The sequence below is a fragment of the Collinsella aerofaciens genome (assembly GCF_015546965.1).
Classification (GTDB): domain Bacteria; phylum Actinomycetota; class Coriobacteriia; order Coriobacteriales; family Coriobacteriaceae; genus Collinsella; species Collinsella aerofaciens_X.
Window position 1 is genome coordinate 137337 of the sequence record NZ_JADMUF010000003.1, and the last position, 26592, is coordinate 163928.

At 59.0% G+C, this 26592-nt stretch carries 26 protein-coding genes and 3 tRNA genes; 9 read left to right on the forward strand and 20 right to left on the reverse strand.

The features are described 5' to 3' along the window. Positions 1-10 precede the first annotated feature (10 nt). From I1M21_RS03930 to I1M21_RS03950, 5 genes are all read right to left on the reverse strand, one after another. Positions 11-1372 carry an ABC transporter permease subunit gene (locus I1M21_RS03930; RefSeq protein ID WP_229025570.1) on the reverse strand — a complete coding sequence of 454 codons (1362 nt, stop codon included), beginning with the start codon at positions 1370-1372 and terminating at the stop codon, positions 11-13. A 118-nt stretch (positions 1373-1490) separates the two neighbouring features. Then, positions 1491-2351, reverse strand: a complete 861-nt coding sequence (locus I1M21_RS03935; protein WP_195192518.1) for an ABC transporter substrate-binding protein — start codon at positions 2349-2351, stop codon at positions 1491-1493. A 147-nt stretch (positions 2352-2498) separates the two neighbouring features. After that, on the reverse strand, positions 2499-3365 hold the full coding sequence (locus tag I1M21_RS03940; protein ID WP_195192519.1) for a deoxyribonuclease IV: 867 nt from the start codon (positions 3363-3365) through the stop codon (positions 2499-2501). Positions 3366-3517: 152 nt separating this feature from the next. Beyond that, on the reverse strand, positions 3518-4537 hold the full coding sequence (locus I1M21_RS03945) for a Gfo/Idh/MocA family protein (RefSeq protein WP_195192520.1): 1020 nt from the start codon (positions 4535-4537) through the stop codon (positions 3518-3520). Between the two features lie 90 nt (positions 4538-4627). Then, positions 4628-5818 carry an aldo/keto reductase gene (locus tag I1M21_RS03950; protein ID WP_195192521.1) on the reverse strand — a complete coding sequence of 397 codons (1191 nt, stop codon included), beginning with the start codon at positions 5816-5818 and terminating at the stop codon, positions 4628-4630. 162 nt (positions 5819-5980) lie between these two features. Here I1M21_RS03950 and I1M21_RS03955 point away from each other — a divergent pair, with 162 nt between their 5' ends. Together I1M21_RS03955 and I1M21_RS03960 are read left to right on the forward strand one after the other, a co-directional pair. After that, positions 5981-6853: a cyclase family protein gene (locus I1M21_RS03955; protein ID WP_229025571.1), complete on the forward strand. Its 873-nt coding sequence runs from the start codon at positions 5981-5983 to the stop codon at positions 6851-6853. A 13-nt stretch (positions 6854-6866) separates the two neighbouring features. Beyond that, entirely contained in the window at positions 6867-7781 is a 915-nt protein-coding gene (locus I1M21_RS03960) for a ketopantoate reductase family protein (protein WP_229025572.1), read from the forward strand. Between the two features lie 109 nt (positions 7782-7890). Here the strand turns inward: I1M21_RS03960 and I1M21_RS03965 are convergent, their stop codons facing one another. From I1M21_RS03965 to I1M21_RS03975, 3 genes are all read right to left on the reverse strand, one after another. Continuing rightward, entirely contained in the window at positions 7891-8097 is a 207-nt protein-coding gene (locus tag I1M21_RS03965) for a hypothetical protein (RefSeq protein WP_195192523.1), read from the reverse strand. Positions 8098-8284: 187 nt separating this feature from the next. Next, positions 8285-9058 (reverse strand): hypothetical protein, encoded by a 774-nt coding sequence (locus I1M21_RS03970; protein WP_195192524.1) that lies wholly within the window; start codon positions 9056-9058, stop codon positions 8285-8287. A 312-nt stretch (positions 9059-9370) separates the two neighbouring features. After that, the gene (locus I1M21_RS03975) at positions 9371-10681 is read right to left on the reverse strand and encodes an O-acetylhomoserine aminocarboxypropyltransferase/cysteine synthase family protein (protein WP_117770162.1); all 1311 of its coding nucleotides are present in this window, start codon (positions 10679-10681) and stop codon (positions 9371-9373) included. A gap of 273 nt (positions 10682-10954) precedes the next feature. On the opposite strand from I1M21_RS03975, the gene I1M21_RS03980 reads away from it, so the two are divergent. The 5 genes from I1M21_RS03980 (at position 10955) to I1M21_RS04000 (ending at position 14470) form a co-directional block, all read left to right on the forward strand. Further along, on the forward strand, positions 10955-11857 hold the full coding sequence (locus I1M21_RS03980; RefSeq protein ID WP_195192525.1) for a LysR family transcriptional regulator: 903 nt from the start codon (positions 10955-10957) through the stop codon (positions 11855-11857). 48 nt (positions 11858-11905) lie between these two features. After that, complete coding sequence (gene rnhA, locus I1M21_RS03985; RefSeq protein WP_117637459.1) at positions 11906-12442, forward strand: ribonuclease HI; 537 nt, start codon at positions 11906-11908, stop codon at positions 12440-12442. A 75-nt stretch (positions 12443-12517) separates the two neighbouring features. Then, the gene (locus I1M21_RS03990) at positions 12518-13624 is read left to right on the forward strand and encodes a Gfo/Idh/MocA family protein (protein ID WP_195192526.1); all 1107 of its coding nucleotides are present in this window, start codon (positions 12518-12520) and stop codon (positions 13622-13624) included. 2 nt (positions 13625-13626) lie between these two features. Continuing rightward, on the forward strand, positions 13627-14028 hold the full coding sequence (locus tag I1M21_RS03995) for an acylphosphatase (RefSeq protein ID WP_195192527.1): 402 nt from the start codon (positions 13627-13629) through the stop codon (positions 14026-14028). 61 nt (positions 14029-14089) lie between these two features. After that, on the forward strand, positions 14090-14470 hold the full coding sequence (locus I1M21_RS04000; protein WP_171025146.1) for a Fur family transcriptional regulator: 381 nt from the start codon (positions 14090-14092) through the stop codon (positions 14468-14470). A gap of 76 nt (positions 14471-14546) precedes the next feature. On the opposite strand, the gene I1M21_RS04005 is transcribed toward I1M21_RS04000, so the two are convergent. From I1M21_RS04005 to I1M21_RS04015, 3 genes are all read right to left on the reverse strand, one after another. Then, a complete protein-coding gene (locus tag I1M21_RS04005) occupies positions 14547-15344 on the reverse strand; it encodes an HAD-IIB family hydrolase (RefSeq protein ID WP_195192528.1) in 798 nt (265 codons plus the stop codon). An 83-nt stretch (positions 15345-15427) separates the two neighbouring features. After that, positions 15428-16006: an urease accessory protein UreE gene (locus tag I1M21_RS04010; RefSeq protein ID WP_195192529.1), complete on the reverse strand. Its 579-nt coding sequence runs from the start codon at positions 16004-16006 to the stop codon at positions 15428-15430. Between the two features lie 3 nt (positions 16007-16009). Continuing rightward, complete coding sequence (locus tag I1M21_RS04015; RefSeq protein WP_035138874.1) at positions 16010-16438, reverse strand: FKBP-type peptidyl-prolyl cis-trans isomerase; 429 nt, start codon at positions 16436-16438, stop codon at positions 16010-16012. A 120-nt stretch (positions 16439-16558) separates the two neighbouring features. Between I1M21_RS04015 and I1M21_RS04020 the strand changes: the two genes are divergently transcribed. Together I1M21_RS04020 and I1M21_RS04025 are read left to right on the forward strand one after the other, a co-directional pair. Beyond that, the gene (locus tag I1M21_RS04020) at positions 16559-17572 is read left to right on the forward strand and encodes a dipeptidase (RefSeq protein ID WP_117766076.1); all 1014 of its coding nucleotides are present in this window, start codon (positions 16559-16561) and stop codon (positions 17570-17572) included. A 74-nt stretch (positions 17573-17646) separates the two neighbouring features. After that, a complete protein-coding gene (locus I1M21_RS04025) occupies positions 17647-18423 on the forward strand; it encodes a M48 family metallopeptidase (protein ID WP_195192530.1) in 777 nt (258 codons plus the stop codon). A 6-nt stretch (positions 18424-18429) separates the two neighbouring features. Here I1M21_RS04025 and folB read toward each other — a convergent pair whose 3' ends face one another. The 9 genes from folB to I1M21_RS04070 all read right to left on the reverse strand — a co-directional run bounded on the left by folB (position 18430) and on the right by I1M21_RS04070 (position 26500). Then, positions 18430-18915 (reverse strand): dihydroneopterin aldolase, encoded by a 486-nt coding sequence (gene folB, locus I1M21_RS04030; protein WP_195192531.1) that lies wholly within the window; start codon positions 18913-18915, stop codon positions 18430-18432. Positions 18916-18958: 43 nt separating this feature from the next. Continuing rightward, complete coding sequence (locus tag I1M21_RS04035) at positions 18959-19540, reverse strand: HD domain-containing protein (protein ID WP_171021502.1); 582 nt, start codon at positions 19538-19540, stop codon at positions 18959-18961. Position 19541: 1 nt separating this feature from the next. After that, positions 19542-20099 (reverse strand): GTP cyclohydrolase I FolE, encoded by a 558-nt coding sequence (gene folE / locus I1M21_RS04040; RefSeq protein WP_022094399.1) that lies wholly within the window; start codon positions 20097-20099, stop codon positions 19542-19544. Between the two features lie 66 nt (positions 20100-20165). Beyond that, a complete protein-coding gene (nrdG, locus tag I1M21_RS04045) occupies positions 20166-20747 on the reverse strand; it encodes an anaerobic ribonucleoside-triphosphate reductase activating protein (protein ID WP_195192532.1) in 582 nt (193 codons plus the stop codon). A gap of 428 nt (positions 20748-21175) precedes the next feature. Next, on the reverse strand, positions 21176-23398 hold the full coding sequence (nrdD, locus tag I1M21_RS04050; protein WP_055309732.1) for an anaerobic ribonucleoside-triphosphate reductase: 2223 nt from the start codon (positions 23396-23398) through the stop codon (positions 21176-21178). A gap of 632 nt (positions 23399-24030) precedes the next feature. Beyond that, positions 24031-24105 (reverse strand) — tRNA-Val (locus I1M21_RS04055). A gap of 3 nt (positions 24106-24108) precedes the next feature. Next, a tRNA-Gly gene (locus tag I1M21_RS04060) sits at positions 24109-24184 on the reverse strand. Positions 24185-24325: 141 nt separating this feature from the next. Further along, a complete protein-coding gene (locus tag I1M21_RS04065) occupies positions 24326-26059 on the reverse strand; it encodes a glycoside hydrolase family 13 protein (protein WP_229025573.1) in 1734 nt (577 codons plus the stop codon). A gap of 365 nt (positions 26060-26424) precedes the next feature. Then, positions 26425-26500, reverse strand: a tRNA-Gly gene (locus I1M21_RS04070). Positions 26501-26592 lie beyond the last annotated feature (92 nt).

Genomic DNA, 26592 nt, shown 5'->3' on the forward strand with positions numbered 1-26592 from the left:
TAGGACCTCCTTACAGACCGGCGATGTGATCGGCAGGCGTCGCGACAACCTGTCCGGCGCTCTTGGCGGGACGCTTCTTCTTGGTCTCGGTCGTGCCCAAAAGCCTTGCCTCAAGACCGCTCACCAAGCGAGCGAGCGGCAGGGTGATGACCAGATAGAACAGGGCGGCAACCACGTACGGTGTAATGGAGCCCGTCGTGGCCACGATGGTACGGGCGTTCATGACGATCTCGACCACACCCACGGCGGCAAGCAGCGACGTATCCTTGTAAAGCAAGATAAACTCGCTGGTCAGCGTAGGCAAAACATTGCGGAACGTCTGCGGAATCATAACGTAGAGCAGCGTCTGGAAGGCATTCATGCCCAGAGAGCGAGCAGCCTCGTTTTGGCCCTTGGGGATCGATTGAATACCGGCACGAAAGATCTCGCACAGGTACGCAGACGAGTTCATGGCCATGACGATGACGCCCAAGACATAGTCGTCCACCTTGACGCCGGCCAACGGCAGACCGAAGAACGCGATATAGATCTGCAGGAACGCCGGCGTACCGCGAATGATATTCACATAGATGCCGGCAAGGCAACGCAGGATGCGCGACTTGGAGATGCGCATGAGCGACAAGGCAAAGCCAAAGGGGATTGCCAGCGGAAACGCCACGAGCACGATCGAGAGCGACATGAGGAAGCCCTTAAAGACGATCGGCAGGCTTTGGACCAAAATGACCGGGTTTAAGAACAGGCGCAGAAACATATTGGAGTTCCACGCCTCGACCCACGGCTGCTCCTTAAGGTCGGCCAGGAAGTTATCGAAGGCCGTCACGCCCTTGATCTCCACCGACGGAATCTTGGAGATCTTCTTGGTCGAACCGTCGGCGAGCGTATAGGTGCCGCTAAAGGCCTCATCGCCGCCCTCGACGGGAAACGTCACACCGTAAACCTCGACGCGGAAATAGCCGCCGGCAGGCGCCGTCTCGCCAAAGTCAATCTTGAGCGTCTGGCCGTCAGCCTTGCACGTGGGCTTCATGGGCGTACGATCCATGAGGTCCTCGCCCGAGAGCATCGTCAATCGCGTGTCATCGGTACCAAACGTCGTGCCGTCGACAAACGTCAGCGAAAGACCGCTCAGCTCCTCGTCGGCATCGGCCTGAACTTCCCAAGTGATGCGCGTCTCGGTACCGCCGACCACGGCGCTGCCCGAACCGGTGTTGGGTCGGGCGGTAATCTTTGCGGTCTCAAGCGCCTGGGCGGTCGTGGGCACGCAGGCCCCCGCGCATACCAGGGCGAGCGCCACAGCCAGGGCACAGGCCAGCTTTTGGAGCATCGAGGGCAGTGGAAAACGCTGCTCCGCGGCCCCTTTGTTCAGTCGAGACAAGGTGGCTCCTATCGTAGAAGTTGCCGGCAAAACGAGACGGAAACGCTCTCCGTCAAGAGAAGCGCAAAGGCCCTTTCCGCCAAAACGGAAAGGGCCCGCGCGCAATCAAGTAGTTATTTTACTTGATATTGTACTTAGCCATGAGGGCGTCGACGGTACCGTCGTCGGTCAGGTCCTTGATAGCCTGGTTGGTGTCGTCCTTGAGCTTGGTGTTGCCCTGGTTGATGGCGATGGCGTACTCCTCGCCGGTGCTGATCTGCTTGATGGTCTGGCAGGTGTTGAACTGCTCGGCGGTCAGCTGGCTGGCAACGGAGCGGTTGGTGACTACGGCGTCGCCCTTATCGGACTGCAGGGCGCTGAAGCACTCGGTGGCGTCCTTGTAGGGGACGATCTTGGCCTTGGGGAAGTTCTCCTGGGCAAAGGCCTCGGCGGTCGAGCCAGACTGGACGATGATGGTAGCGTCGGCGTTGTTGAGCTTCTCGCTGTAGTTGTCGGCCGTGATGTCGGTGTTATCGACCTTGGTCACGATAGCCTGATCGTCCATGTAGTAGGAATCAGAGAAAGTGACTTCCTTCTCACGCTCGGGCGTGTCGGTGATAGCCGCGATGGAAACGTCATACTTGGCGCCCGAAGCGACGCCCGGAACCAGCGTGTCAAAGTCATTGTTGACGTACTCGACATCCAGACCCAGCTTGTCACCGATAGCCTTGATGAGCTCAAGGTCAAAGCCCTGGTAGTCGCCGTTGTCATCCTTGTACTCAAACGGCGCGTACTCGGCAGAGGTGCCGACGGTCAGCGTGCCGTCCTTGACGAGCGCGTACTCCTTGGAGCCGTCGACCTTCTCGACCTTAGCGTCGTCAGAGCTGCTGGAACCGGCATCAGAACCAGAGGTGGCGTTGGACGAACCGCAGCCCGTCAGAGCAAGGGCGAGTGCCATAGCACCCGTGGCGGCAAATGCGCCAAGCTTCTTCAGCTTCATAATCAGTCTCCTTCCGGTGACCTCGTTTGATTCAGAGGTCTGCAAAAACTGTTGGCTATTATGCACCCGGAATTACGAATCTGCAATGAGAAAACTGATTGAAACAAACCCATAACGTGAATGGAATACTCTACTTTGTGACAGTCATTACTGCTGCAATGACCTTAATAGTCTAATTTCAGCTGCATAACCTGCAAGTTCGTTCGGAGTCTCCAAAATAAACGGCAGCGAACGCAAGTGGCCATTCGATACAATATTCTGCATAACCTGCATACCGCCACCAAATTCCTCGCTGCCAAGGTATCCCTTGCCGATGCACTCGTGACGATCTTTATGGGCGCCACAAGGGTTCTTCGAATCGTTGATGTGTACGGCATGCAAGCGATCGATACCCACCACGCGGTCGAACTCGTCGAGTACGCCGTCCAGATCATGGATGATGTCGTAGCCGGCATCGCTCACATGGCAGGTGTCCAAACAAACGCCCAGCTTATCGGACAGCTCTGGGCACTTGGCGGCAACGCCCTCGATAATGCACGCCAGCTCCTCAAAGCTGCGGCCCACCTCGGTACCCTTGCCGGCCATGGTCTCGAGCAGCACCGTCGTCTGCTGGCCCTCAAACATCACCTGGCACAGGGTGTCGACAATCATCTGAATGCCGGCGTCGGAGCCCTGCCCCACATGCGCACCGGGATGGAAGTTGTAGTAGTTGCCGGGCAGCGCCTCCATGCGCCGCAGGTCCTCTGCCATGGCCTCCAGGGCAAACTCGCGCGCCCGCTCTTTGGCTGAGCAGGGGTTATAGGTATACGGGGCATGAGCCACGAGCGGGCCAAAGTCGTTTTGCTCCATAAGCTCGCGCAGGGCCGCCACGTCATCCATGTCAAGGTCTTTCGCCTTGCCGCCGCGCGGGTTGCGCGTAAAGAATGCAAAGGTATTGGCGCCAATGGACAACGCTGTCTCCCCCATTGCCCGATAGCCCTTCGTCGTCGAAAGATGGCACCCGATCGTCAGCATCTCCAGCTCCCTCCTCATCAGTTGCGGTGAAATACGGTCTATTGGTGCCCTATTTTGGCGCAAACAGACCGTATTCCACCGCAAGTTATAAAAGGGGCATCAGGGACAAAGGCCTCCAGGCATTCCAAGCGCTGGCGCCATGCCCCCACGCCCTAAAGTTTCAAGCGAATCGCATCGATGATGTGTGCACAGCGCTGCGTGGCGGCTAGGCACATGATGGGGCTTTCGAGTTTCCCCGCCTGAATGAGCTGCGTCGCATGCGACGCCTCACCGTAAAAATCATCGACTTCAAATGGTGCATCGATTTCGAGTACTCGACCGTCGGAATACTTCACATGAGCGAGCTCGGGGCGATGGAGCCGCTCGATTTCCAACGAGCCCCGCTCACAGGCAATCGTTAAGCGGCTTTCATATGTTGCTTCGCCGTCGCACACCATATGAATGGGTATACCGCCGACGCTCATATGGATCTCGTCGGCCCAATCGACGCGACCGCCCGATACGTCACGCCAGCGAACTTCACGGGACGAAACCTCACAAGCGCCCGCGAGCAAATCCTCAAACCAACCGACCGCATAGCAGCCCATGTCATATAGACAGCCGCCCTGCAACGGATCAAACAGATAGCCCGAAGGAGACTCGCCGTAATCGAGCTTTTGCACGCTTTCAATCGAGACAATACGGCCAAGCTCACCCGACGCAAACAAGTCCTTCACGCGAGTGCGCATCGGGCAAAACCGATTCTTCATCGCCTCCATAAACAGCACGCCGCGCTCGCGAGAGGTGGAGGCAATCGAGAGAGCCTCTTCCTCACTCAAAACGGCCGGCTTTTCGCACAGCACGGCCTTTCCGGCACGCAGCGCGCAACAGGCCCAACGCGTATGCATGCCATGCGGAAGAGCCAAGTAGATTGCGTCGACATCGGAGTCGGCAATCAGCGCGTCATAAGCCGCATCGCCGTTATCGTCGACCGAGGCATGGCCATGCGCAGCATCGATCGAAAACGCTCGGCAAAATTCCTCGACATGTGCAGGAGTGCGGCCGGCCGCAGCCACCAGCCGTGCCCCGTCGACCTTCTTGAGCGACGAAGCAAATCGATGAGAAATGTGCCCAGCGCCCAAAATGCCCCAACGGACCTCACGCGAATCATCACATGAATCCCAATGGCCCACGACAGCCCCTTTCAGTTGCGGTGGAATAGTCCCTGTTTAAGCCCTATTCTGCCGCAAACAGGAACTATTCCACCGCAAGTTATAAAAGGGTCACGAGGAGCGCGTTTTGCCGAAGGCCTTAAGCACTGCCGTTACGGGGCCCGGCTGGAAACGTCGGCGCACGTCATCGAGACGCTCGGGGATATCGATATGCTGCGGGCAGTGGCGCGCGCATTTGCCGCACTTGACGCAATTGCTCACCAGCTTGGGCTCGCTCGTGCGCACCGCACTCGCCGTAAAGTATTGCGACAGCCCCGTAAACCAGCTGTGCGCATAGCTCGCGTTGTAGGCGGCAAAGCAGCCGGGAATGTTGATACCCTTGGGACATGGCATGCAGTAGCCGCATCCCGTGCAGGGCACGCGATTCGATTTTTCAAACTCATCCAGCACGTGCGCGATCGTGTCGAGCTGGTTGGCAGTCATCGAATTCGGCAACGCGAGGTCTGCCAGTGACGAATTCTCATCCACCTGCGCGGTATCGGTCATACCAGAAAGCAACATGGTCACCTGGGGATGATTCCACACCCACGAGAGCCCCCAAGCGGCAGGCGTATGCAAATGCCGGTCGCATGCACCGTCGAGAACAGCGCGCGCCCGCGGAGGCAATTTGCCTGCCAAGCGTCCGCCCAAAAGCGGCTCCATCACAAACACCGCGAGGCCTCGCTCGGCGGCGGCCATGAGCCCCGCTGTTCCCGCCTGATATCGCTCTCCAGCGTAATTGTACTGGATCTGGCAAAAGTCCCACTCATACGCATCGAGCATCGTGAGAAAGTCCGCCGCGCTGCCGTGGTACGAAAAACCGATCTGGCGAATGCGCCCCGAAGCCTTTTGGCGCGCAATCCAGTCCTCGATGCCCAGTGCCACCACGCGCCCCCACTGGGCGGGCGAGGTAATGTTGTGCGTAAGGTAATAGTCGATATGGTCGGTCCGCAGGCGACGCAGCTGCTCGTCGAAGAACCGATCGAAATCCTCCGCGCATTTGCACGAAGCATGTGGCAGCTTGGTCGCGAGCAAAACCTGGTCGCGTAGGCCTAGGCGCTCAAGCGAAGTGCCCACACAAGCCTCGTTGCCGGGATAGAGATACGCGGTGTCCAGATAATTAATCCCCTGCTCCACCGCACGGGAAATGATGGCGTCGGCTGCCTTCGCATCCGGGCGCCCCGGCGCACCGGGAAACCTCATGCAGCCCAGCCCCAACGCCGAGATACGGTTGCCGCTTTTGGGGTCAACGCGATATTGCACGGCCCCTCCCCTCCCACCGAAGCCCTGACAAGGCGAAACAAACCCGTCACGTCATCGAAACACATCGGAATCGCAATTGAGAACGTATCGTAACGCAGCAGAAATCGAGCCGTCACGGCACCGCTTTAACATCAGCAAAAAGCCCGATGAAAGGAGCCCGCCATGCCCGCGCTCGACCTTTGGAACCTTGCTTTCCAGCTCAAAAGCACCGATTATCGCTGGGTCGACCTCACCCATACGCTCTCGTGCGACACCCCGCACTGGTTTGGCTTTAAGCCGTTTGAGTCCACCAAGCTCTTCGACTATCTGCCAAACACGCCCGAGGACATGCTCGCGCCCATGCGCTGCTTCCAGTATTCGGTCGCTTCGCAGTACGGCACGCATGTCGATGCACCGCGCCACTTCCATGTCGACGGCCGCTCCCTTGGCGAGATCGAGCCCATCGAGTTTATGCATCCGCTCTGCGTGATCGACAAGCACGAGGAATGCGCCGCAAACCCCGACTTTATCCTGACCGTCGAGGACCTCAAAGCCTGGGAGGACGAGCACGGTCGCATTCCCGAGGACGCTTTCGTCGCCTTCCGCTCCGACTGGTCCAAGCTCGCCGATCTGGAAAACAAGGACGAGGACGGCCAGCCCCACTACCCCGGCTGGGACCTCGATGCTATCAAATGGCTTGTAGAGGAACGCAATATCGGCGCCATCGGACACGAGCCCGCAGATACCGATCCGGCGACCATCACCACACGCGAGGACGCCTACCCCTATCCCGGCGAGCAATACATCCTCTCGGTCGACCGCTATCAGATCGAGGTCATGAACCATCTGGACGAGCTTCCGCCACAGGCGCCGTCATCTTCTGCACCTTCCCTAAGGTCCGTGATGGTGTTGGATATCCTGCACGCGTTTTTGCCATCTGCCCCGCGGCATAAGTTCCCATGCGTTTGTTCTTCTAAATTCCGCCTCCGGTGCACGCTACATGCTCCAGCGGCATACAATCCACCAGGCGCCCCGCACGCGGGCGCCTTTTTGTGAGGAGATGATTCACATGCAGATCAACAAGGTCGCCTTTATCGGCAAGGGCGGCGTCGGCCTGCTCTACGGCAGCATGATTGCCAAGGCCCTCGGCAATGACGCCGTCGAATACGTTATGGATGACGCCCGTTTTGAGCGTCACGCGGGCGATGCGCTCACCGTCAACGGAAAGCCTTGCGGTCTCACGTCCGTCCGCGCCAGCGAGGCGACGCCCGCCGATCTGGTCATCCTGACAGTCAAGACCACCGGTCTCGACCAAGCACTCAAGACTATGGAGCGTGTCGTGGAACCCAACACGCTCATCGCCTCGCTGTGCAACGGCATTACGAGCGAGCAAAAGATTGCCGAACGCTTTGGCTGGGAGCATACCGTTCTTGGTATCTGCCAGGGCATGGACGCCGTGTTCCTCAACGGCGCGCTCACCTTTACCAATGCGGGCGAAATCCGCTTTGGCGCAGCCGCCGGCACCGACCCCGCGACCGTCGCCGCTATCGACGAGCTCTACACGCGCTGCGGCATCGCCCATACCGTCGAGAGCAACATTGCGCACCGCATGTGGGCCAAACTCATGCTCAACGACGGCATCAACCAGACCTGCATGGCCTACGGCGGGACCTACGGAAGCGCCACGGAGCCGGGCTCCGAGCAGCGTCGCTGCTTTGTTTCCGCCATGCGCGAAACGCTTGCGGTCGCCAACGCCGAGGGCGTTGAGCTGACCGAGGCAGACCTGACGCAAATGGTGCACCTCATCGAGGGAATCGACCCCGCCGGTATGCCCTCGATGGCTCAAGACCGCATCGCAAGGCGCAAAACCGAGGTTGATGAGTTCGCGGGCACCATCTGCCGCCTCGCAGCCAAACACGATATCCAGGCACCACAAAACGAGTGGCTCTATCGGCGCATCCGCGATATCGAGAAAAGCTGGTAGCGCCAACGCACCGCATTCAACAGCCTTAACAGCAAAACCGCCGCAAGGGAACCTTTCCCCTGCGGCGGCCTTCATCTTCGTCTATGACCGGCGGTCGATCTCGCAACAGTTAGCGTTGCGACTCCGGCACCTCGTCCTCGTCATCGCGGCAAAGAACCACGCCCACGCTTCCCAGCAGCGCGGCCGCGATCAGCGCGCCGACCACGATAGGAGCAGCCCCGCATGTCCCCTGCATGCCCGCGACGAGCGCGGCCGTGGGACCAAGGCAGCCAAGCATCAACGCGACGACGGCAACGGCGATATATCGAGCATTCACAAGACCACTTCCTCCAAGAGAAAGACCTTATTTCTCATGAACTAGTGTGCCCCGCATCCATACGCCCAGCGTACCGCCACGGTAAGGGCTCTGTTAACTCAAACGCACATAAAGAACGGACGCCTTTACGTTGCCCAAAGGCTCGGTAAAGACGCCCGCCCGTCATGTCCTATTGGCTTAAGGCAGATTACCAACCGGTATAGTAGTCGGTGGTTCCGGCGGCGCAGCCGGAGTCATAGACCTTGCACTCGCCCTTGGAACCGGTAAACGTGGAGCCCTGAGCCTTATCGCCCGCGGCAACAACGTAATAACCGTCGGAATCGCGCCAGAAGCCCTCAGAATCCTGAGTCCATTCGCCCGTGCGATAGTGATAAAGCACATTGCTGCTGTAATAGGTCTCGCGGCGCCCGTTGTAGTTATTGACACCCGCAGAGCGCGTCAGGCCCGATCCGTTCGCGTAGGACGCGGCAGACGCGTAGGACGGAGTGTAACCGGCGTTGTAGTACGAAGCTTGGACGGCCTCGGCAGCCTCCGCCTCGGCGGCAGCCTCGAGCGCTTCGCGCTTGGCATCCTCAAGCGCAGTGCGCAGCTCATCGAGCTCGGTCGACTTGGCGTCGACCTCCCCCATCGTCAACAGGCTACCCGCGCCGTCGATGCAACCCTGCAGCACAGCGCGCTCGTCATCGGTGGCATAGTCACCGTACATGTTCATGATGATCTGAGCGCGCATCTCCAGGGAATCGCGCTTGGCCTCCATCGAGGCGTTCCACTCCTGCATGGAACCATAACCATCGCCGCGATAGTCAACGGGCTGTACCAGCGTCGTCTCGGACGGCGTAGATCCAACCGTATCGGACAGTGTTGCGGCGTGGGCATCAGTTGCACCGGCGCCCGCCAAAAGTGCCACGGTCAGAGCGGCGGAAAGGGCGGCGGCTTTCGGTTTTCGTGAATCGATCCTCATGTAGCTGGAAACCTCCGTAGTGCGTTTTTGCTGCGTTTGAGCTGCGTGTGATTCGATCGCGCTGCATAGTACCCCGAGCAAATCGCGACCTGCGGTTTTACTCAAAAGGCGCACGTCAATTGCGTAAAACTCACATCCTCTCAACAGGAGTTTTCCACAACTCAAATGCATAAAGCGTGTCAAAAACCCTGTTTTTGCACCCGCTCTATGCAAAAAAGGCGCCTGTGCAACCATTGTTCGCACAGGCGCCTTGAGCAGGCATTTTATGCAGTTATACCTATCGAGTCGCAAGGGGTCCTTGCACAAGTCGCCTTACTCGTCCAGCGCGGCGAAGGCCTGCTTCAGATCCCAAATGATATCCTCGGCGTTCTCGGTACCGATGGAAAGACGGATCGTGGAGGGCGTGATGTTCTGCTCGGCGAGCTCCTCGGCAGAGAGCTGGGAGTGCGTGGTGGTAGCCGGGTGCACGACGAGCGACTTGACGTCGGCCACGTTGGCGAGCAGCGAGAACACCTGCAGATGATCGATGAACTTCCAGGCGGCCTCCTGGCCACCCTTAATCTCAAAGGTAAAGATCGAGGCACCGCCGTTGGGGAAGTACTTCTGATAGAGCTCGTGATCGGGGTGCTCAGACAGGCTCGGGTGGTTCACCTTGGCGACATGGCTGTCACCAGCCAGGAACTCAACGACCTTCTTGGTGTTCTCGACATGACGGTCAACGCGCAGCGACAGAGTCTCGGTGCCCTGGAGCAGGATCCAGGCGTTGAACGGGCTGATGCAGGCGCCCTCGTCACGCAGCAAGATAGCGCGGACATAGGTTGCGAAGGCGGCGGGACCGGCAGCCTCGGCAAACGAGACGCCATGGTAGGAGGGGTTGGGCTCGGCGATCTGCGCATACTTGCCGCTCGCCTTCCAATCGAAGTTACCGCCGTCGACGATCACACCGCCCAGCGAGGTGCCGTGGCCGCCGATGAACTTGGTTGCGGAGTGAACGACGATGTTGGCACCATGCTCCAGCGGACGGAACAGATACGGGGTGCCGAAGGTGTTGTCGACGACAACCGGCAGACCGTGCTTCTTGGCGATCTCGGAGATGGCGTCGATGTTGGGGATGTCGGAGTTGGGGTTGCCGAGCGTCTCGAGATAGATGACCGTGGTGTTGTCCCTGATGGCACCCTCAACCTCTTCCAGGTTATGGGCATCGACAAACGTGGTCTCGACGCCAAACTGGGAGAGCGTATGCTCCAGCAGGTTGTAGGAACCGCCGTAGATGGTCTTCTGGGCGACCACGTGGTCACCGGCCTGGGCGAGAGCCTGCAGGGTATAGGTGATGGCAGCGGCACCGGAGGCGACGGCAAGACCTGCCACGCCACCCTCGAGTGCGGCGATACGGTCCTCGAAGACGCCCTGGGTGGAGTTGGTCAGACGGCCGTAGATGTTGCCGGCGTCGGCAAGACCAAAGCGGTCGGCGGCGTGCTGGGAATTACGGAACACATAGCTCGTGGTCTGGTAGATAGGCACGGCGCGGGAGTCGGATGCGGGATCGGCGCTCTCCTGGCCAACGTGAAGCTGCAGGGTATCGAAACCAAAGGTGTGCTCGGGGTTGTTGATGAACTGGCTCATGATGATCTCCTTGATCGAACAAAAGTAAATAAATTAGAGAGAAGTAAGTCGCTGTCTCCTGATCACGCCGACGGGCGCAAACAGGAGCCCGGCATTCGTCTTGGTAAGCAATTCATATGCGGGCCTCCTTTCGCATCCCGGTTCCGTGGTCGGTTTAATTACCTACCGCCTTTGTGTGTTTTGAATAGTACGAGCATTGTTTCGCTCGGTCAATCACTTAAAAGCGCTAACCTGTTATCGGTTTTGTAGATAGCAATCGAAAGGATGGCGTCGATGACCCTTCAGCAGCTTCGTTTTCTGATTGCCGTGGCAGAGTCCGGCTCAATCAACGCCGCAGCTCAGCGCCTCTATACCGCTCAGTCCAACATCTCAAACGCCGTCAAAAGCCTGGAACAGGAGCTCCACCTGGAGATCTTTACGCGCTCCAGCCGCGGCGTCACGCTCACTAACGACGGCACCGAGCTTTTGGGCTATGCGCGCCAGGTCGTAGAGCAGGCCGACATGCTCGAGGCGCGCTACGAGGACGGCGGCACCCCGCAAGCCCGCCTCGCCATTTCCGCCCAGCACTACGCCTTTTCGGTCGAGGCCTTTGTCAACGTGGTCGAGCGCTGCCGCGACAGCAAGTTCGAGTTCGTCATGCGCGAGACCACCACATCGCAGATCATCGATGACGTCCGCGCGTTTCGCAGCGACATCGGCATTCTGTATCTGGATGACTTTAACGCCCGCGTTCTGCAGAAGGCTTTTGCCGATGCGCGCGCGAGCTTCCATCCCCTATTCGACGCGACGGTCCACGTCTTCGTTAGCGAGCGCCACCCGCTTGCCCGCCGCCCGCAGCTGTCCCTTGCCGACCTCACACCCTATACGCGTTATAGCTTTGAGCAGGGAACCTCAAACTCCTTCTATTACGCCGAGGAACCTTTTAGCTATATCCCTTGCGACCGCAACATACGAATCTCGGACCGCGGAACACTTACTAACTTACTTATCACGTCGAACGGCTACACCCTGTCGACCGGTGTCCTCTCCAATGAAATGCAATGGGGTATGGCATCGATCCCGTTAGCAGACGCCCCAACGATGCACGTAGGCTATATCATGCACGACGAGCGCAAGCCCTCTCCCCTCCTGCAGCAATACCTCGACGAGCTCAACCGCATTATCCATGCCAACTAACTGTCGGAAGACGGGGTAGAAATCGTAGAATGCTAGCCCCCGGCGGGCATGGCGCTACAATGGTCACTCACACGAAACGTACCCAACGAAAGGAAGCCCGTGAAGGTCATCATCTATACCGACGGCTCGGCCCGATCAAATCCGGGACGCGGCGGCTACGGCGCCGTGCTCAAATACACCAACCCCGCCGGCAAGACCTTCACCTCCGAGCTTTCGCGCGGCTACGCCAAGACCACCAACAACCGCATGGAGCTCATGGCGGTCATCGTGGCGCTCGAGGCGCTCAACCGCCCCTGCGAGGTCGAGGTCCATTCCGATTCGCAGTACGTCGTCAACGCCTTTAACAAGCACTGGATCGACGGCTGGAAAAAGCGCGGATGGAAAACCGCCAACAAGCAGCCCGTCAAGAACCGCGACCTGTGGGAGCGCCTGCTCACCGCCAAAAGCAAGCACAAGGTTGAGTTCATCTGGGTTAAGGGTCACGCCGGCCACGAGCTCAACGAGCGCTGCGATGAGCTCGCCACCACGGCGGCCGACGGCAGCAACCTCGATATCGACACCGGCTTTAACGAGAGCGACCTGTAACGGCGTTTTCGCACGCTATTTCCTGCCCCCTCGCGCTACACTCATCCTGTAAACCGAACGGCACGAGGGGGATACATGCTGCGTATAGCGACCATCGGCACATCCATGATCACCGACGACTTTATCCAAGTCGTCAACGCCAACGACCAAGCCGCGTTTGTGGGCACGCTTTCACGCGACGCCAATCGCGGTACTGCCTTTACCGCCGAGCGCGGTGGCGAGCGAAACTTTACGTCACTCGATGAGCTTGCGGCAGCCGTCGACGTCGACGCCGTCTATATCGGCAGCCCTAACGCACTTCACTACGAGCAGGCCCTTGCCTGCATCGCCGGTGGCAAGCACGTCATCGTCGAGAAACCCTTCTGCGCCACCGAAGCGCAGGCGCTGGAAGTCTTCCGCGCTGCCGAGGCAGCAGGTGTCGTGGCCCTCGAGGCCATGCGTCCCCTCCACGATCCCGCCTTCCACGCCATCGAGGACGCCCTGGGCGAGATCGCCCCCATCCGCCGCGCCTCATTGCGCTTTGGCAAATATTCCTCGCGCTACAACGAGATTCTCGCGGGACGCGCCACCAATATCTTCGACTGCAATATGGCATCGGGTTCCCTCATGGACATTGGCGTCTACGCCGTCGAGCCCATGGTCGAGATTTTCGGCATGCCCTCCGGCCTTACGAGCATGACTACTCTGCTCGACCCCACCACGCGACAGCTCACGCACGGCCCCATCGACGGCTGCGGTTCCATCCTCGCCAGCTATGGCGGAGGCCGCATCTCCGTCGAGCTCGCGCACTCCAAAATTACGAATGACCTGCTGCCCTCGCAGATCGAAGGCGAGCGTGGCACTATCCAGATCGACCATCTGTCCACGCCCCGCAACGTCCGCATCGACTATCGCGGCGATGTCGTACGCGGCTCAGCGACCGAGGCACCGCGCGAACAGGGCGACAACGGCCGCGTGCTCGATCTGCCCAAATCGAGCAACACTATGGAATACGAATTCACAGACTTTATCACCGCCATCGGCGGCATCGATAACGTTAAGGAAGAGATTTGGGAGACCCCGGCGGGACGCCACGAGCTTGGCCACTACCGCGATGTCACGCTCGTCTCACTGCGCATCATGGATGCCGTGCGCCAGCAGGCCGGCATTACCTTCCCGGCCGACGCAGGCAAGCAGGCATAGCGATGGGCTTTTTTGACAAGCTCTTCTCCGGCATCAATCGAGAGCCTCAAAAACCGTCTGGCATTGAGCTCGAGCTGCGACGCAGGCTTACCGTGCTAGCAAGCGACGCAGCCACTCAAAACGCTCCTCAGCGCTATTTTCTGCGGTGGGAGGGCCAAGTCCAGGGCGTCGGCTTTCGCTTTACCAACACCAACCTCGCGCAGGCACGCGCGCTCACCGGCTGGGTGCGTAACATGGAAGACGGCTCAGTCGAGATGGAGATACAGGGAGCTCCGGCAAATATCCTATCTCATCTCGAGGCGCTTCATGCCTCCTACGAGCGCATGGGAACGCGTTTTCGCCTCGTAGACGCCCAGGCCCGAACCCCACTTACCAATGAAGACGGTTTCACGCCTCGTTATTAGTATTGTGTGCTAAATACGGTATCATTTACCTACGACCGTTAATAGAAAAGAGGCGAGGCGCATGGCGGTGCAAAGAAGGAATACCAGGCAGCGAAAGCTGGTTCTTGACGCCGTGCGCCAAAGCTATAACCATCCCACCGCCGACGAAATCTACAACGCCGTGCGCGAACAGGATGACAAGATCAGCCGCGGCACGGTCTACCGCAATCTCAATCTCTTGGCCGACGCCGGCGAGATCCTCTCCATCAAGACGCCGGGCGGCAGCCGCTTCGATCGCACGATCGAGCCGCACGCACATATCATCTGTACCTCGTGCAGCCGCGTCATCGACGTGCCGCTCCCCTTCGATGCCCAGCTCGACGCCAAAGCGTCCGAGCAAATCGGCTGGCACGTCACGTCGCACTACACCATCTTCGAGGGTCTCTGCCCCGACTGCCGGTAGTCTTTGAGGCGTGCCCGCAAATCTACTTGCCCATCCGCTACAGCAAACAGTACATTTCTAGGCATGTCGCGAAAACCTACTCGGCAAGCAGACGGCGCAGTTCTTCTTCGACCGTGCGCACGTAACGGACGTGGTCGTTGATGCCGCGCATAGAGGGATTGCAGCTCTCCATGAGATAAGGATGGCCCACTACGTTGAGCATGTCGCGGTCGTTTTCGTTATCGCCAAACGCCATCATCTCATCGGGCGAAATACCCAGGGCACGACCGTAATCGGCAAGCGCGGAGCCCTTGCCCGAACCGAAACCGATAAAGTCCGTCCATTCGGTTCCCGACGTCATCACGTCAACACGGTCGCTAAAGAGGCGCTCGAAATACTCCAGGGCCGCCGGCTGATCCACCTCGGGCGTCTGGAAGGCGATCTTAATGACGTCCTCGTCGATGTCCTCGGGGCGGTCGACCACCGCCACATCGCAATGGACCTCGTAACGCAAATGGTCGACGAACGCATCGTTGCCGCTTATGGTGTAAAGGTGCCCCTCACACGAAAGGGTCACGTCGGCATGGGGATACGCAACCACGGCATTCGCGATATCCATAGCAAGGCTACGCTCCATGGAGCGCTTGACAACGGCACGCCCCTCGCTCATCACCAGAGCTCCGTTTTCGCATACATAGGCGAGCTCATCGGCCACCGGGGCAAACAGATAGCGCAAGCTTGCATATTGACGGCCGCTCGCCGGCATAAACACGATACCGCGACGATGCAGCTCATCGATGAGCTCAAAGGCCTCGGAACGCGGCTCGCGCTCCCCCGGATGCAGCAACGTACCGTCCAAATCGCATGCAATCAGCTTGATTCCTTCAAGACCCATATGCTTTCCCCTACAGCATCTCATCAACAGAAAGACGGACTTTGAATAGTTGCCTCTCAAAGTCCGTCTTACTTATACGCACGTTAACCGCGCGCCTTCTTTACGATCGTAAAGTCTGGAGCCATACTCACAACGGCATCCGCCGCACTCGACGCAAAGCGCCGGTCCGAATCGAGTTCACGGGTAACCACCGAGAGCCGAACGCCCTCGACGCCCCGGAGCATGCGGCCCAAAACAGGCTGCACCGGCGTATACATGCGCACGGTATGCTCGTCCGAATCGCCTCGGAAAAGTGGCGTATGCATATTGCCGATCTCCCAGCACGCATGCGCGAGCGCAATCGGGTCCATGCGGTCAACTTCGACCAAATAAACCTCGGCGCTGCGCAGACGTACGACAACCACCACGGGCACCGCACCCGTGTGGTCGATAGCGAGCACGTCACCGTCGGCAAGACGACCGCCGTCGGCAGTATCCAGCCGAACATCGACCGTGCGCCCCAGCTCCGTCACGCCCACAAGCGCGCATACATCAGCCTGGTCCCAATCGAGCAGCAGCTCGTCAACTTCAAAGACGCCGCCCAACTTCCGGCGAAGCAAAAGCTCATAGGACGGATCGTTGAGATTTCCCAAGCATGTCGTCGAAACCAAGCGTTCAGGCATACTCTAACCCTCGACCTCGACGAGCTCGATATCAAAGTTGAGGTCCTTGCCGGCCAGCTCGTGGTTGGCGTCGAGCGTCACGGCCTCGGGCGTTACGTCGATGACCACGGCGGGGACGGGCATGCCGCTCGGCGTGGACAGGAAGAGCTTCATGCCCTTCTCGATCTGCTCGATGTTGGGAACCTGTTCGGCCGGGAAGGTCAAAACCATCTCGGGATTGTGCTCGCCATAGGCATCGGCAGCCGGGATGTGCACGGTCTTCTTCTCGCCCACCTGCATGTCGACAACGGCGGCGTCGAAGCCCTTGATCATCTGACCGGCGCCGCAGGTGAACTCCAGCGGCTCGCCGCGATCGTAGGAGCTATCGAACTGCGTGCCGTCATCGAGCGTGCCGCGATAATGGGTCTTGACCTTCTTGCCCTGGTTGGACATGGTAACCTCCGTGATAAGGGCGGCGCACAACGCGGGCCGCCGTGAACATATGGCGCTAACTATACCCTAGTCATACAATTCAAAGACAGTTTGCAAAGAAACGCTGCAACCGGAGGAACCATGGCATATCCCGTATTTGACCTACACTGCGACACCGCCGACCGCATCGGCTGGGCCACGCTCGATCTCGACCTGCGCTTTACCGCCGGCACCGACGGTTATTTCCCCGGCGACGAAACGCATCCGCAAGATTTCGACCTCATCGAAGGCAACGCCTGTGCCATCTCGCTCGCAAAGATCGGCAACACGCCGTGGGCACAGTGCTTCGCCACGTTTGTCCCCGACGAGATTCCCACCGCCCACGCCGCGCGCTTCCAGGCGCAGATCATGGCGCACATGAGCGGCCAGGCCATGCTCAACCACGACCGCATGGTCAACGTACGCAGCGCCGCAGACATTCGTCCCGCGCTCAAGGACGGCAAGGTCGCTTGCATCCACACCATCGAAAACGCCACGTTCTTTGCCGAGGACCCCGCACTGATCGAGGTGCTCAAGAGCCTGGGCGTGCTCATGTCATCACTCAGCTGGAACGCGCAGGGGCCGCTCGCGAGCGGACACGATACCCACGCCGGTCTCACCGCCGCCGGCATCGAGGCACTTACGCAGATGGAGCACGCCGGCATGGTGCTTGACGTCTCCCACCTCAACGATGAGTGCTTTGACGAGGTTGTCGCCCACGCCACGCGCCCCTTCGTCGCCAGTCACTCCAACTCCCGTGCGGTTTGCGGCGTCAAGCGCAACCTCACCGACGACCAGTTCCGCACCATTCGCGACATGGGTGGCATCGTCGGTCTCAACTACTGCAGCGAGTTCCTTTCCAACGACGCAACCGACAAGACCGCCGCAGACGTCACCTTCGACCAGCTGGCGGCACATATCGAGCACTGGCTCGACCTGGACGGCGAGGACGTCATCGCGCTCGGCGGCGACTGGGACGGCGCCACTGTGCCCGCTTTCCTCTCCGACGCCAGCAAGATGCCCGAGTTCCAGAACATGCTCTCCAAGCACTTTGGCAAGACCGTGATGCAGAAGCTCTGCAGCGACAACGCGCTTGCCTTCTTTGAGCGTTATTAATTTCACATCCCTTGAGCGGGCCGGCATGCCGAACGGTCGACATGCCGGCCCGTCCCCAATCTGAAGGACCGCTTTTGACGCAGCAGTTTACGATTTCCGTATCCCGACCGGATGGGACGCCCATCCCCGTCGTCGTTACCAAAAAGCGCGTCAAGAACTTCAACCTACGCGTCACATCGAGCGGCGAGGTCCACGCAAGCGCACCGCTCAGCGCCACTCGCGAGCGTATAGAAGCGTTTGTGAAACGCAACAGCGCCTGGATTATCAGCCGACTTGCCCAGCGCGAGCAACGTCAGGCGACGGCGCGAGAGCCGCTCAGTCACTCGTCCATCATTGCACTTTGGGGCAAGCCCATCACGGTACAAGATGCGCTCGATCACAACTTTGCATCGCCCGCACCGCGACCCAAACAGGCCACCTTCGCAAGTTTTATGGGTACCGATAAATCGGACGAAGGCCCACAGACCAAGCGGCACGCAATCCTCGACGGCCTAACGTCCGATGAGCTCCAAGCCCACATCGACCAGCTCTATACGTCCGAAGTCACATCGGCGCTGCGCGATATGGTGCACGCATACGAAATCGCAATGGGTGTCGCCGTTTCTCGCGTTTCCGTACGCAGCATGAAAACGCGTTGGGGCTCATGCACTCCCAAATCCGGCGCCGTTCGCATCGCACGAGAACTTGCCGCCTACCCCGTCGAATGCCTCGACATGGTTGTCGCCCACGAGCTCGTCCACTTGCTCGAGCCAAGCCACAATCATCGGTTTCACGCCCTGCTCGACGCGTACTGCCCCAACAATAGAGCGCTGTCCCAGCGGCTCAAGCAGCCACCCATAGAGACGTATTAGAACCGGTTAGCGCACGCGCTCGATCTCGACACCGCAGCTTGCCAGGGGAAGACCGACGGGCGCCCAAGGCTTATCGAGCTTGATGCGCACACCAAGCAGCGAGGGATAACGGCGCAGCAACATCTGGGCCACACCCTCGGCTGCAGCCTCGATAAGCTTAAACGTATGCTCACGCAGATAGCCATCGACATCGTGGCACACCGAGCCGTAGTCAATCGAGGCGTCCAGGTTATCGTGCTCCCCCGCTGCACGCAGGTCGGCATAGAGCACCATGGACACGATGAACTTCTGGCCCAGCGCGTTCTCTTCGGGATACACGCCGTGATTGGCAAAGACCTCGAGACCGTCGATAGTAATGCGATCGGCATGGCGCAGATCGTCATAGCTCACGTGGGGCACCGCCGTTGCGGTGGATATTTCGCCCCTTCCACGGCGGGCGAGCTCGGCGCCTTCGGTCTTGGTTGCATTCTCGGGCAGTTTCTTGTTGCTCATCGCGATCGTCTCCTTCGTTTAGAGCCCCGACCGCGCAAACTAACTATACGCGAATCGACAGGTTCTTTTTATCATCGCTCCAGTTGCAAGCATTGCGCGCGGGGCATGCAAAGCAGGCGCGCGACGCTTTGTCGGCTGCATAGAGCAGACGCTCAAGCGGTTGGCTGTTCACGCGCAGCTTTCGATGACCCAGAATGGCCGTCTTAATGGCTGCGGCATCGGCCGGCTCAAACGCCACATCATCGGGCATGCCGCCGAGAATCGCATCAGCGACGCGTTCGCTTGCAACATCATGGGATATACCCGATTCATACTGTTCATCTTTGCCGATATCGTGAAGAAGTGCCGTGGCGTAGATGACCTCGCGGTCAAATTCGAGCTGCTCCTCGAGATTCTTGATCCACATAATGCGAGCGACATCGAGCAGATGGTCAATACCGTGGCGGCAGAAGATGCGCCCCGATTCCAACTGCGCAATGTTGCCCAGGTGCCGCCGAAACAGCCCGTTGGCACAAATGTAATCAATGCGAGGCATGGCACCAAAGGGGGCCAGGCCCGAAGCCATGAAGCCGCGACGCGACGTCCCCTCATCGGTCTTCGATGTAAAGTCGTTGACGACCCTCATGCTATCGGCCCAGCATCCTAAAGAACCGCTCCTCGAGCGCGGGATCGGTCTCAAAGACGCCGCGGCGAGCGAGCGTCACGGTCTTGGTGCCGGGCTTTTGCACGCCGCGCATGGTCATGCACATATGCTCAGCCTCCATGAGCACAATCGCTCCCTGGGGAGCGAGATAATCCATGAGAGCGTCGGCAACCTGCGCACACAGCTGCTCCTGCAGCTGCAGACGACGGGCATAGACTTCAACCGTGCGAGCGAGCTTAGACAGACCCGCCACGCGACCGTTAGGGATATAGCCGATCGCAGCCTTGCCATAAAACGGCAGCAGATGATGCTCGCACAGCGAGTAAAACGTGATGTCGCGCTCGATAACCAAGTCGTTCGAGGCGACGGCAAAGGTTTTGGACAGGTGCTCTTCGGCACTCTGGTCCATACCGCCGGCGATCTCACCATACATACGGGCAACGCGCGCCGGGGTCTCCAGCAGGCCCTCACGAGTTGGGTCCTCGCCTATGCCCTCAAGCAACAGCTTAATGGCGGCCTCGACTTTTTCCTGATCGACCATCTGGGCCTCACTTTTCCGATTTTGTGTTCGCGCTATGGTACCACGCTCTTCGGCATCGGCCACAAGCTACATAGTATGGGTCGAATAGACCGGATCATCACGCCAAAGTTCAACCGCATCACAAAGCACAACGCCCTCGCGCTCAGCACGGTCGCGCGTAGCGTTCATATCGATCACACGCTGGTTACTCGAGCCCCTAAAGCGCAATGAGATATCGTACAGATCCTGAACAAACGGGCCATCCACCAACATATCGAGGCAGGCAAGGATACGGTCCGTGACCTCGGTATGGTGACGACCACCCGGCATAAGCTCCTCGAGCACGTCGCCGGTAAAACACCAAATGGTTTTTCCTGACCCCGCAGGATACGCGGCACGAACACGCTCGACAAACTCAACGAGCCCCGCCTGATTCTCGGGCTCCATAGGCTCGCCGCCCAGAATCGTCAGGCCGTCAATAAAGGGATGATCGAGGCTCTCGATGATCTTGTCCTCGACGGCGCGATCGAACGGCTCGCCCGCAGCAAAGTCCCACGCGACAGAGTTAAAGCAGTTCTTGCACCCACGACGGCACCCACTCACAAACAGAGAAGTACGAACGCCTTCTCCATCAGCAATGTCGAAATACTTAATGTTCGCGTAGTTCATAGGTAACCTTCCTGGGGGGTCTGGAGTATATCATCCCGTCCTCAAACATTCTCGGCCTTTGGCCTGCGAAACTGCGGGCGGGACGATATACTCCAGACCCCTCGCGAGCGATACTCGGTGAACGAAGCGAACATCGAGTATAGGGTTCGAGGTCCAATAAAAAATGAGTTGCAGCTCAACCGTTATTGCAAGTCAATCGTTACCGCCGGTCAACTCATTTCCGCTAAGAACTTCGAGGAGTGAGCAGACCGCGTGCTGCACCTCAGAAACGTCGACCTGGCTGAACCGAGAGGGCCGCTTGGGCTTTTGCTCGATATGAGTTCCGCACGCAAAGAAGGCCACTTAATGTGGCCTTCGTCTTGCGCAGGACTGTCCGAAATAGCGAGCAAAAGCCCAAGCGGCCCTCTCGGTTCAGCCCCGAAGCGGTATTAGAGGTGCAGCACGCGGTCGCGGATCTCCTCGGTTCGACCCTGGTTCCAGAACTGGGTACCGATGTAGCCGCACGTACGACGGGCGACATTCATCTTCTCCTGGTCACGATTGCCGCAATTGGGGCACTCCCACACCAGCTTGCCGTCATCCTCGACAATCTTGATCTCGCCGTCGTAGCCGCACACCTGGCAGTAGTCGCTCTTGGTGTTGAGCTCGGCGTACATGATGTTGTCGTAGATGTACTGCATCACGCGAATGACAGCCTTGAGGTTGTCCTGCATGTTGGGAACCTCGACGTAGGAGATGGCACCGCCCGGCGAAAGCTGCTGGAACATGCCCTCAAACTTGAGCTTGTCGAAGGCATCGATCTCCTCGGACACGTGGACGTGGTAGCTGTTGGTGATGTAGCCCTTGTCCGTCACGCCCGGGATGATGCCAAAACGACGCTGCAGGCACTTGGCGAACTTGTAGGTCGTCGACTCAAGCGGGGTACCGTACAGCGAGAAGTCAATATCGCTTTCGGCCTTCCACTCCGCGCACTTGTCGTTCATGCGCTGCATGACGGCCATGGCAAAGGGCGTACCCTCCTTCTCGGTGTGGCTGTGGCCCGTCATGTACTTAACGCACTCATACAGGCCGGCATAACCCAGACTAATGGTGGAGTAACCGCCCACGAGCAACTTGTCGATCGTCTCGCCCTTCTTAAGGCGAGCCAGGGCACCGTACTGCCAAAGAATCGGTGCGGCATCCGAAAGCGTACCCATCAGACGCTCATGACGGCACAGCAGGGCGCGGTGGCACAGCTCAAGGCGCTCGTCGAAGATCTTCCAGAACTTGTCCATGTCCTGATGCGAGCTCAGCGCGACATCGGGCAGGTTGATGGTCACAACGCCCTGGTTAAAGCGACCGTAGTACTTGGGCTTGTTCGGGTCATAGTTCAGCGCGTTGGCCACGTTGTTAAATCCGTTACCGGAGCGGTCGGGCGTCAGGAAGCTGCGACAACCCATGCAGGTATAGCAGTCGCCGTTGCCCGCGGTCTCGCCCTTCGACAGCTTGAGCTCGCGCATCTTCTTCTCGGAGATGTAGTCGGGCACCATGCGCTTGGCGGTGCACTTCGCAGCCAGCTGAGTCAGGTAGAAGTACGGGGAATCCTCGTGAACGTTATCGTCCTCGAGCACGTAGATGAGCTTGGGGAACGCCGGGGTAATCCACACGCCGGCCTCGTTCTTAACGCCCTCGTAGCGCTGGCGAAGCGTCTCCTCCACGATCATGGCAAGGTCGTGCTTCTCCTGAGGCGTACGGGCCTCGTTAAGATACATAAAGACCGTCACGAACGGCGCCTGGCCGTTCGTGGTCATAAGCGTCACGACCTGATACTGGATCGTCTGGACGCCGCGACGAATCTCGTCACGCAGACGGTCCTCAACGACCTCGCGGACCTTTTCGGGAGATGCGGAAACGCCGAGCTCCTCGAGCTCGCGGGCGACCTCGCCGCGAATCTTCTGACGGCTCACCTCGACGAACGGGGCAAGATGGGTCAGCGAAATCGACTGGCCACCGTACTGGGAGGAAGCAACCTGGGCGATGATCTGCGTCGCGATGTTGCAGGCGGTCGAGAAGCTGTGCGGCTTCTCAATCAGCGTACCCGAGATAACAGTACCATTCTGGAGCATATCCTCCAGGTTCACCAGATCGCAGTTGTGCATGTGCTGGGCAAAGTAATCCGAATCGTGGAAATGGATCAGGCCCTCATTATGGGCATCCACGATCTCTTGGGGCAGCAGCACACGCTGAGTCAGGTCCTTGGAGATCTCGCCGGCCATGTAGTCACGCTGAACGGAATTGACGGTCGGGTTCTTGTTGGAGTTCTCCTGCTTGACCTCTTCGTTGTTGCACTCAATCAGCGACAGAATCTTGTCGTCGGTCGTGTTCTTCTGGCGCTTCAGGCTCTGAACATAGCGATAGATGATGTAATGGCGAGCGACCTCGTAGCAGTCGAGACGCATAATCTCGTCCTCGACCAGATCCTGAATCTCCTCGACCGACACGGTGTGGCCCGCGTTCTCGCATGCCTCGGCGACGTTTTGTGCCGCGTAAACCACCTGGCGGTCGGTAAGACGAGAGCTCTCCTCGACCTCCAAGTTTGCGGCGCGGATGGCATTGACGATCTTATCGATGTCAAAGACAACCTCGGTGCCGCTGCGCTTGATGATCTTCATCCTCTTGCCTCTTTCGCGTCGTAGTCTCATTGCGCTTCAGAGCCAAACGATGCCCGGCAGGGCGTGCCCCTGTCTTGCGGCGCCGTCGCGCAATCTGTGTTCTCGATAACCATAGTCCCTCATGCGGACAATCCTCGCAGCCAATCAAGGGGCTCAAAGATCTATCCAAATGGGGCGAATAAGGTTCTCGTTCTCTGTCCGCCATCTATCATACGACAAAGAGGCATCTATATCCTGTATTCTTTTTTTAGGTCAAACACAACATATAGTGTTTCAGCAGGTCAAAGCAATTAGTCATTTTGCAGACGCATTAATTATGAGGGGTTCTTGGCAAGTCGGTAAAACGTTACCAACACGGCTACCTGCATGGCAGTTATAAAACCCCCTTAGTCAAGCCGCTGACAAATCCTACCAAAACCAAGCCACTCACGCCAAAAGAATCCAAAAGATTATGCTTGACCAACATGTTGCGGTCACGATCGGCCAGGACGTATGCAATCTGCCGGCACCTCTACGGGATGCGAAGGCCATCGCGTACGGACCTTGGATCAATATTTGGTGGCTTATTTGGCGGCGTGCTTGGTAGCAAAACAAAACAGCCCAGAGGACATAGCCTCTGAGCTGCGAACATTTGGTGGGCGTTAGAAGATTTGAACTTCTGACCTCTTCCGTGTCAGGGAAGCGCTCTCCCCCTGAGCTAAACGCCCAAATGGAGCGGACAACGGGGCTCGAACCCGCGACCCCAACCTTGGCAAGGTTGTGCTCTACCAACTGAGCCATGTCCGCTTACGAGGATTAATCTTACGTGATGCCCGCATCCTATGCAAGAACTTTTTTTGAAAAGTTTTGCGACGCCCTCGCGAACCTCGCGAAGACATCAGCCAACACGGAAAGCGCAGGCAAACGCAAACTCGCCGCAAGAGGCTCCTATATCTCACCGAGCATAATCCAGGCGGAGCTGTCCTGCGCGAGCCTGCCGTCTGCAAGCGGTGATGAGGTGAGCAGGACCCTGCCCGCCGGCAGCTCCACGGGTGCTGCACCGAAGTTCGTCACACACGCCCATCCGTTGTCGCGGCGATAGGCGATGACGCCACCCTCAGCGCCCTCGGCACCATCCGCAAGGCCGGTGCGCCCGTCAAGATCGAGCCACGCAAGATCGTTGGCGCACCCGTGCAGCCTGCGCCGCAGCCAGAGGGCGTCACGATAGAGCGCAAGCATCGATGTCGGGTCCGCTTCTTCTCTATCGGCAGCGTAATCGGAAAACCATGCAGGCTGCGGCAGATGGGGCGCCGCATCGGCGTCCGCAGGCGAAAACCCAAACGATCCGCCCTGCGTGGGATCGTCCGCCGCTACCCATGGCAGGGGCACACGACAGCCGTCGCGCCCCTTCTCGCGCTTCGGTCCGTGCGTATTGGTCGCAGTGGGATCTTCGAGTGCAGCCCACGGAATGTCAGCCACCTCAAAAAGGCCGAGTTCCTCACCCTGATACACGTATGCCGAGCCCGGAAGCGCCAGCTCAAGCAAAAGGGCCGCCCGCGCGCGGCGCTCGCCGAGTTCACGGTCCTCGTTATAAGACGACCCGTCGCGTAAGAGCCAGTCGAGCGCGATCTGATGGTAGCGCGTTGCCTTGATTTGCGGCAGGGCATAGCGTGTCGCCACGCGCGGCACGTCGTGGTTGGAGAGTACCCAGGTCGAGGCGGAATCGGATTCGATGGCCGCCTTCATGCCCTCCTCGATTGCAGCGTGCATGTCATCATAGGTCCAAGTGGCCTTGGCGAACTCAAAGTTGAATGTCTGGCCAAGCTCGCTGGGACGCGCGTAGAGATACTGGCGCTCGGGCAGCACCCACGCCTCGGCAACGGCGCTGCGCGGCGGATTATAGCGGTCGAACACGCGGCGCCACTCGCGATAGATCTCGTGGACCTCGTTGCGGTCCCACAGCGGATGGGTGCCGTCGTCAACCATGTCATCGCCCTCGGCGAGATGCCACCGGTCGAGGTCATCGCGGTCGAGATCCTTGGCGAGACCGTGCGCCACATCAATGCGAAAGCCATCGACGCCTCGATCGCTCCAAAACGCCAGGACGTCGCAAAAGAACACGTGAACCTCGGGGCATGTCCAGTCAAAGTCCGGCTGCTCGGGCGTAAACATGTGCAGATACCACTGACCGTCAGCAACACGCGTCCAGGCAGGGCCGCCAAAGTTGGCATTCCAATTGGTGGGAGGCAGCTCGCCGTGCTCGCCGCGACCATCGCGGAAGATATAACGGGCGCGCTCGGGCGATCCGGGGCCGGCGGCAAGAGCGGCTTTGAACCAGGGGTGCTGGTTGGATGAATGGTTGGGCACGATGTCGATGATGACCTTGATGCCGCGCGCGTGAGCCGCAGCGATCATGTCATCGAAGTCGTCAAGCGAGCCGAGACGTGGGTCGACATCGCAGTAGTCCGCCACATCATAGCCACCATCGACAAGAGGCGATGGGTAAAACGGGCTCAGCCAGATGGCCTCGATACCCAGCCGCTCAAGATAGTCCATCTGCTGGGTAATGCCCGCGATATCGCCCAGACCCGAACCAGTCGAATCCTTAAACGAGCGCGGGTAGATCTGATAGATCGCGGCGTCGGACATCCATGAGCGCGAAGAAGACTTTTCTGTAGCCATGGGGCGTATCTCCCTTACAACGAGGTTATACGAGATGCCCACGATGATACGCCCAAAGCGAACATTCGCGGCAAACAGCGCCACAGCCACGACCCAAAACGCTCGTTCCCTCTCGGGTTCGAGCCCAGTCGATGGATACGAAAAAGCCCGGCTACCGTGGTAGCCGGGCTGTTACGCTTGGAGCGGACAACGGGGCGTCCGCGTATCCGCTTCGCGGATACGCGCCGGCTTCGGCCGCCTGCCGGCGTCCTCGCCAGCTCGCTACAAACGCTCCGCGTTTGCTTAACGCTCGCTCCCTCTCGGGTTCGAGCCCAAGCAATGGGTACGAAAAAGCCCGACTACTTTAGTAGCCGGGCTGTTACGTTTGGAGCGGACAACGGGGCTCGAACCCGCGACCCCAACCTTGGCAAGGTTGTGCTCTACCAACTGAGCCATGTCCGCATATGTAAATCAGAACCACCCTTAAAAAGGGTGGTTTGCTCTTAGGGTATAACCCACGGGCCCCGGGCTCGCGTCTAAAGGCGCGGGCCCGG

Coding starts and splice junctions, on each gene's coding strand:
- I1M21_RS03935 (WP_195192518.1), bottom strand. CDS start 2,351: ATGAAGCTGAAGAAGCTTGGCGCATTTGCCGCCACGGGTGCTATGGCA.
- I1M21_RS03960 (WP_229025572.1), top strand. CDS start 6,867: ATGCAGATCAACAAGGTCGCCTTTATCGGCAAGGGCGGCGTCGGCCTG.
- I1M21_RS04065 (WP_229025573.1), bottom strand. CDS start 26,059: ATGGCTACAGAAAAGTCTTCTTCGCGCTCATGGATGTCCGACGCCGCG.
- folE (WP_022094399.1), bottom strand. CDS start 20,099: ATGGTCGATCAGGAAAAAGTCGAGGCCGCCATTAAGCTGTTGCTTGAG.
- I1M21_RS03940 (WP_195192519.1), bottom strand. CDS start 3,365: ATGCTGACGATCGGGTGCCATCTTTCGACGACGAAGGGCTATCGGGCA.
- I1M21_RS04015 (WP_035138874.1), bottom strand. CDS start 16,438: ATGTCCAACCAGGGCAAGAAGGTCAAGACCCATTATCGCGGCACGCTC.
- I1M21_RS03995 (WP_195192527.1), top strand. CDS start 13,627: ATGGGCTTTTTTGACAAGCTCTTCTCCGGCATCAATCGAGAGCCTCAA.
- nrdG (WP_195192532.1), bottom strand. CDS start 20,747: ATGAACTACGCGAACATTAAGTATTTCGACATTGCTGATGGAGAAGGC.
- I1M21_RS04005 (WP_195192528.1), bottom strand. CDS start 15,344: ATGGGTCTTGAAGGAATCAAGCTGATTGCATGCGATTTGGACGGTACG.
- I1M21_RS04020 (WP_117766076.1), top strand. CDS start 16,559: ATGGCATATCCCGTATTTGACCTACACTGCGACACCGCCGACCGCATC.
- I1M21_RS03955 (WP_229025571.1), top strand. CDS start 5,981: ATGCCCGCGCTCGACCTTTGGAACCTTGCTTTCCAGCTCAAAAGCACC.
- nrdD (WP_055309732.1), bottom strand. CDS start 23,398: ATGAAGATCATCAAGCGCAGCGGCACCGAGGTTGTCTTTGACATCGAT.
- I1M21_RS04010 (WP_195192529.1), bottom strand. CDS start 16,006: ATGCCTGAACGCTTGGTTTCGACGACATGCTTGGGAAATCTCAACGAT.
- rnhA (WP_117637459.1), top strand. CDS start 11,906: ATGGCGCTACAATGGTCACTCACACGAAACGTACCCAACGAAAGGAAG.
- I1M21_RS04000 (WP_171025146.1), top strand. CDS start 14,090: ATGGCGGTGCAAAGAAGGAATACCAGGCAGCGAAAGCTGGTTCTTGAC.
- I1M21_RS03975 (WP_117770162.1), bottom strand. CDS start 10,681: ATGAGCCAGTTCATCAACAACCCCGAGCACACCTTTGGTTTCGATACC.
- I1M21_RS04035 (WP_171021502.1), bottom strand. CDS start 19,540: ATGAGGGTCGTCAACGACTTTACATCGAAGACCGATGAGGGGACGTCG.
- I1M21_RS03970 (WP_195192524.1), bottom strand. CDS start 9,058: ATGAGGATCGATTCACGAAAACCGAAAGCCGCCGCCCTTTCCGCCGCT.
- I1M21_RS03980 (WP_195192525.1), top strand. CDS start 10,955: ATGACCCTTCAGCAGCTTCGTTTTCTGATTGCCGTGGCAGAGTCCGGC.
- folB (WP_195192531.1), bottom strand. CDS start 18,915: ATGAGCAACAAGAAACTGCCCGAGAATGCAACCAAGACCGAAGGCGCC.
- I1M21_RS03990 (WP_195192526.1), top strand. CDS start 12,518: ATGCTGCGTATAGCGACCATCGGCACATCCATGATCACCGACGACTTT.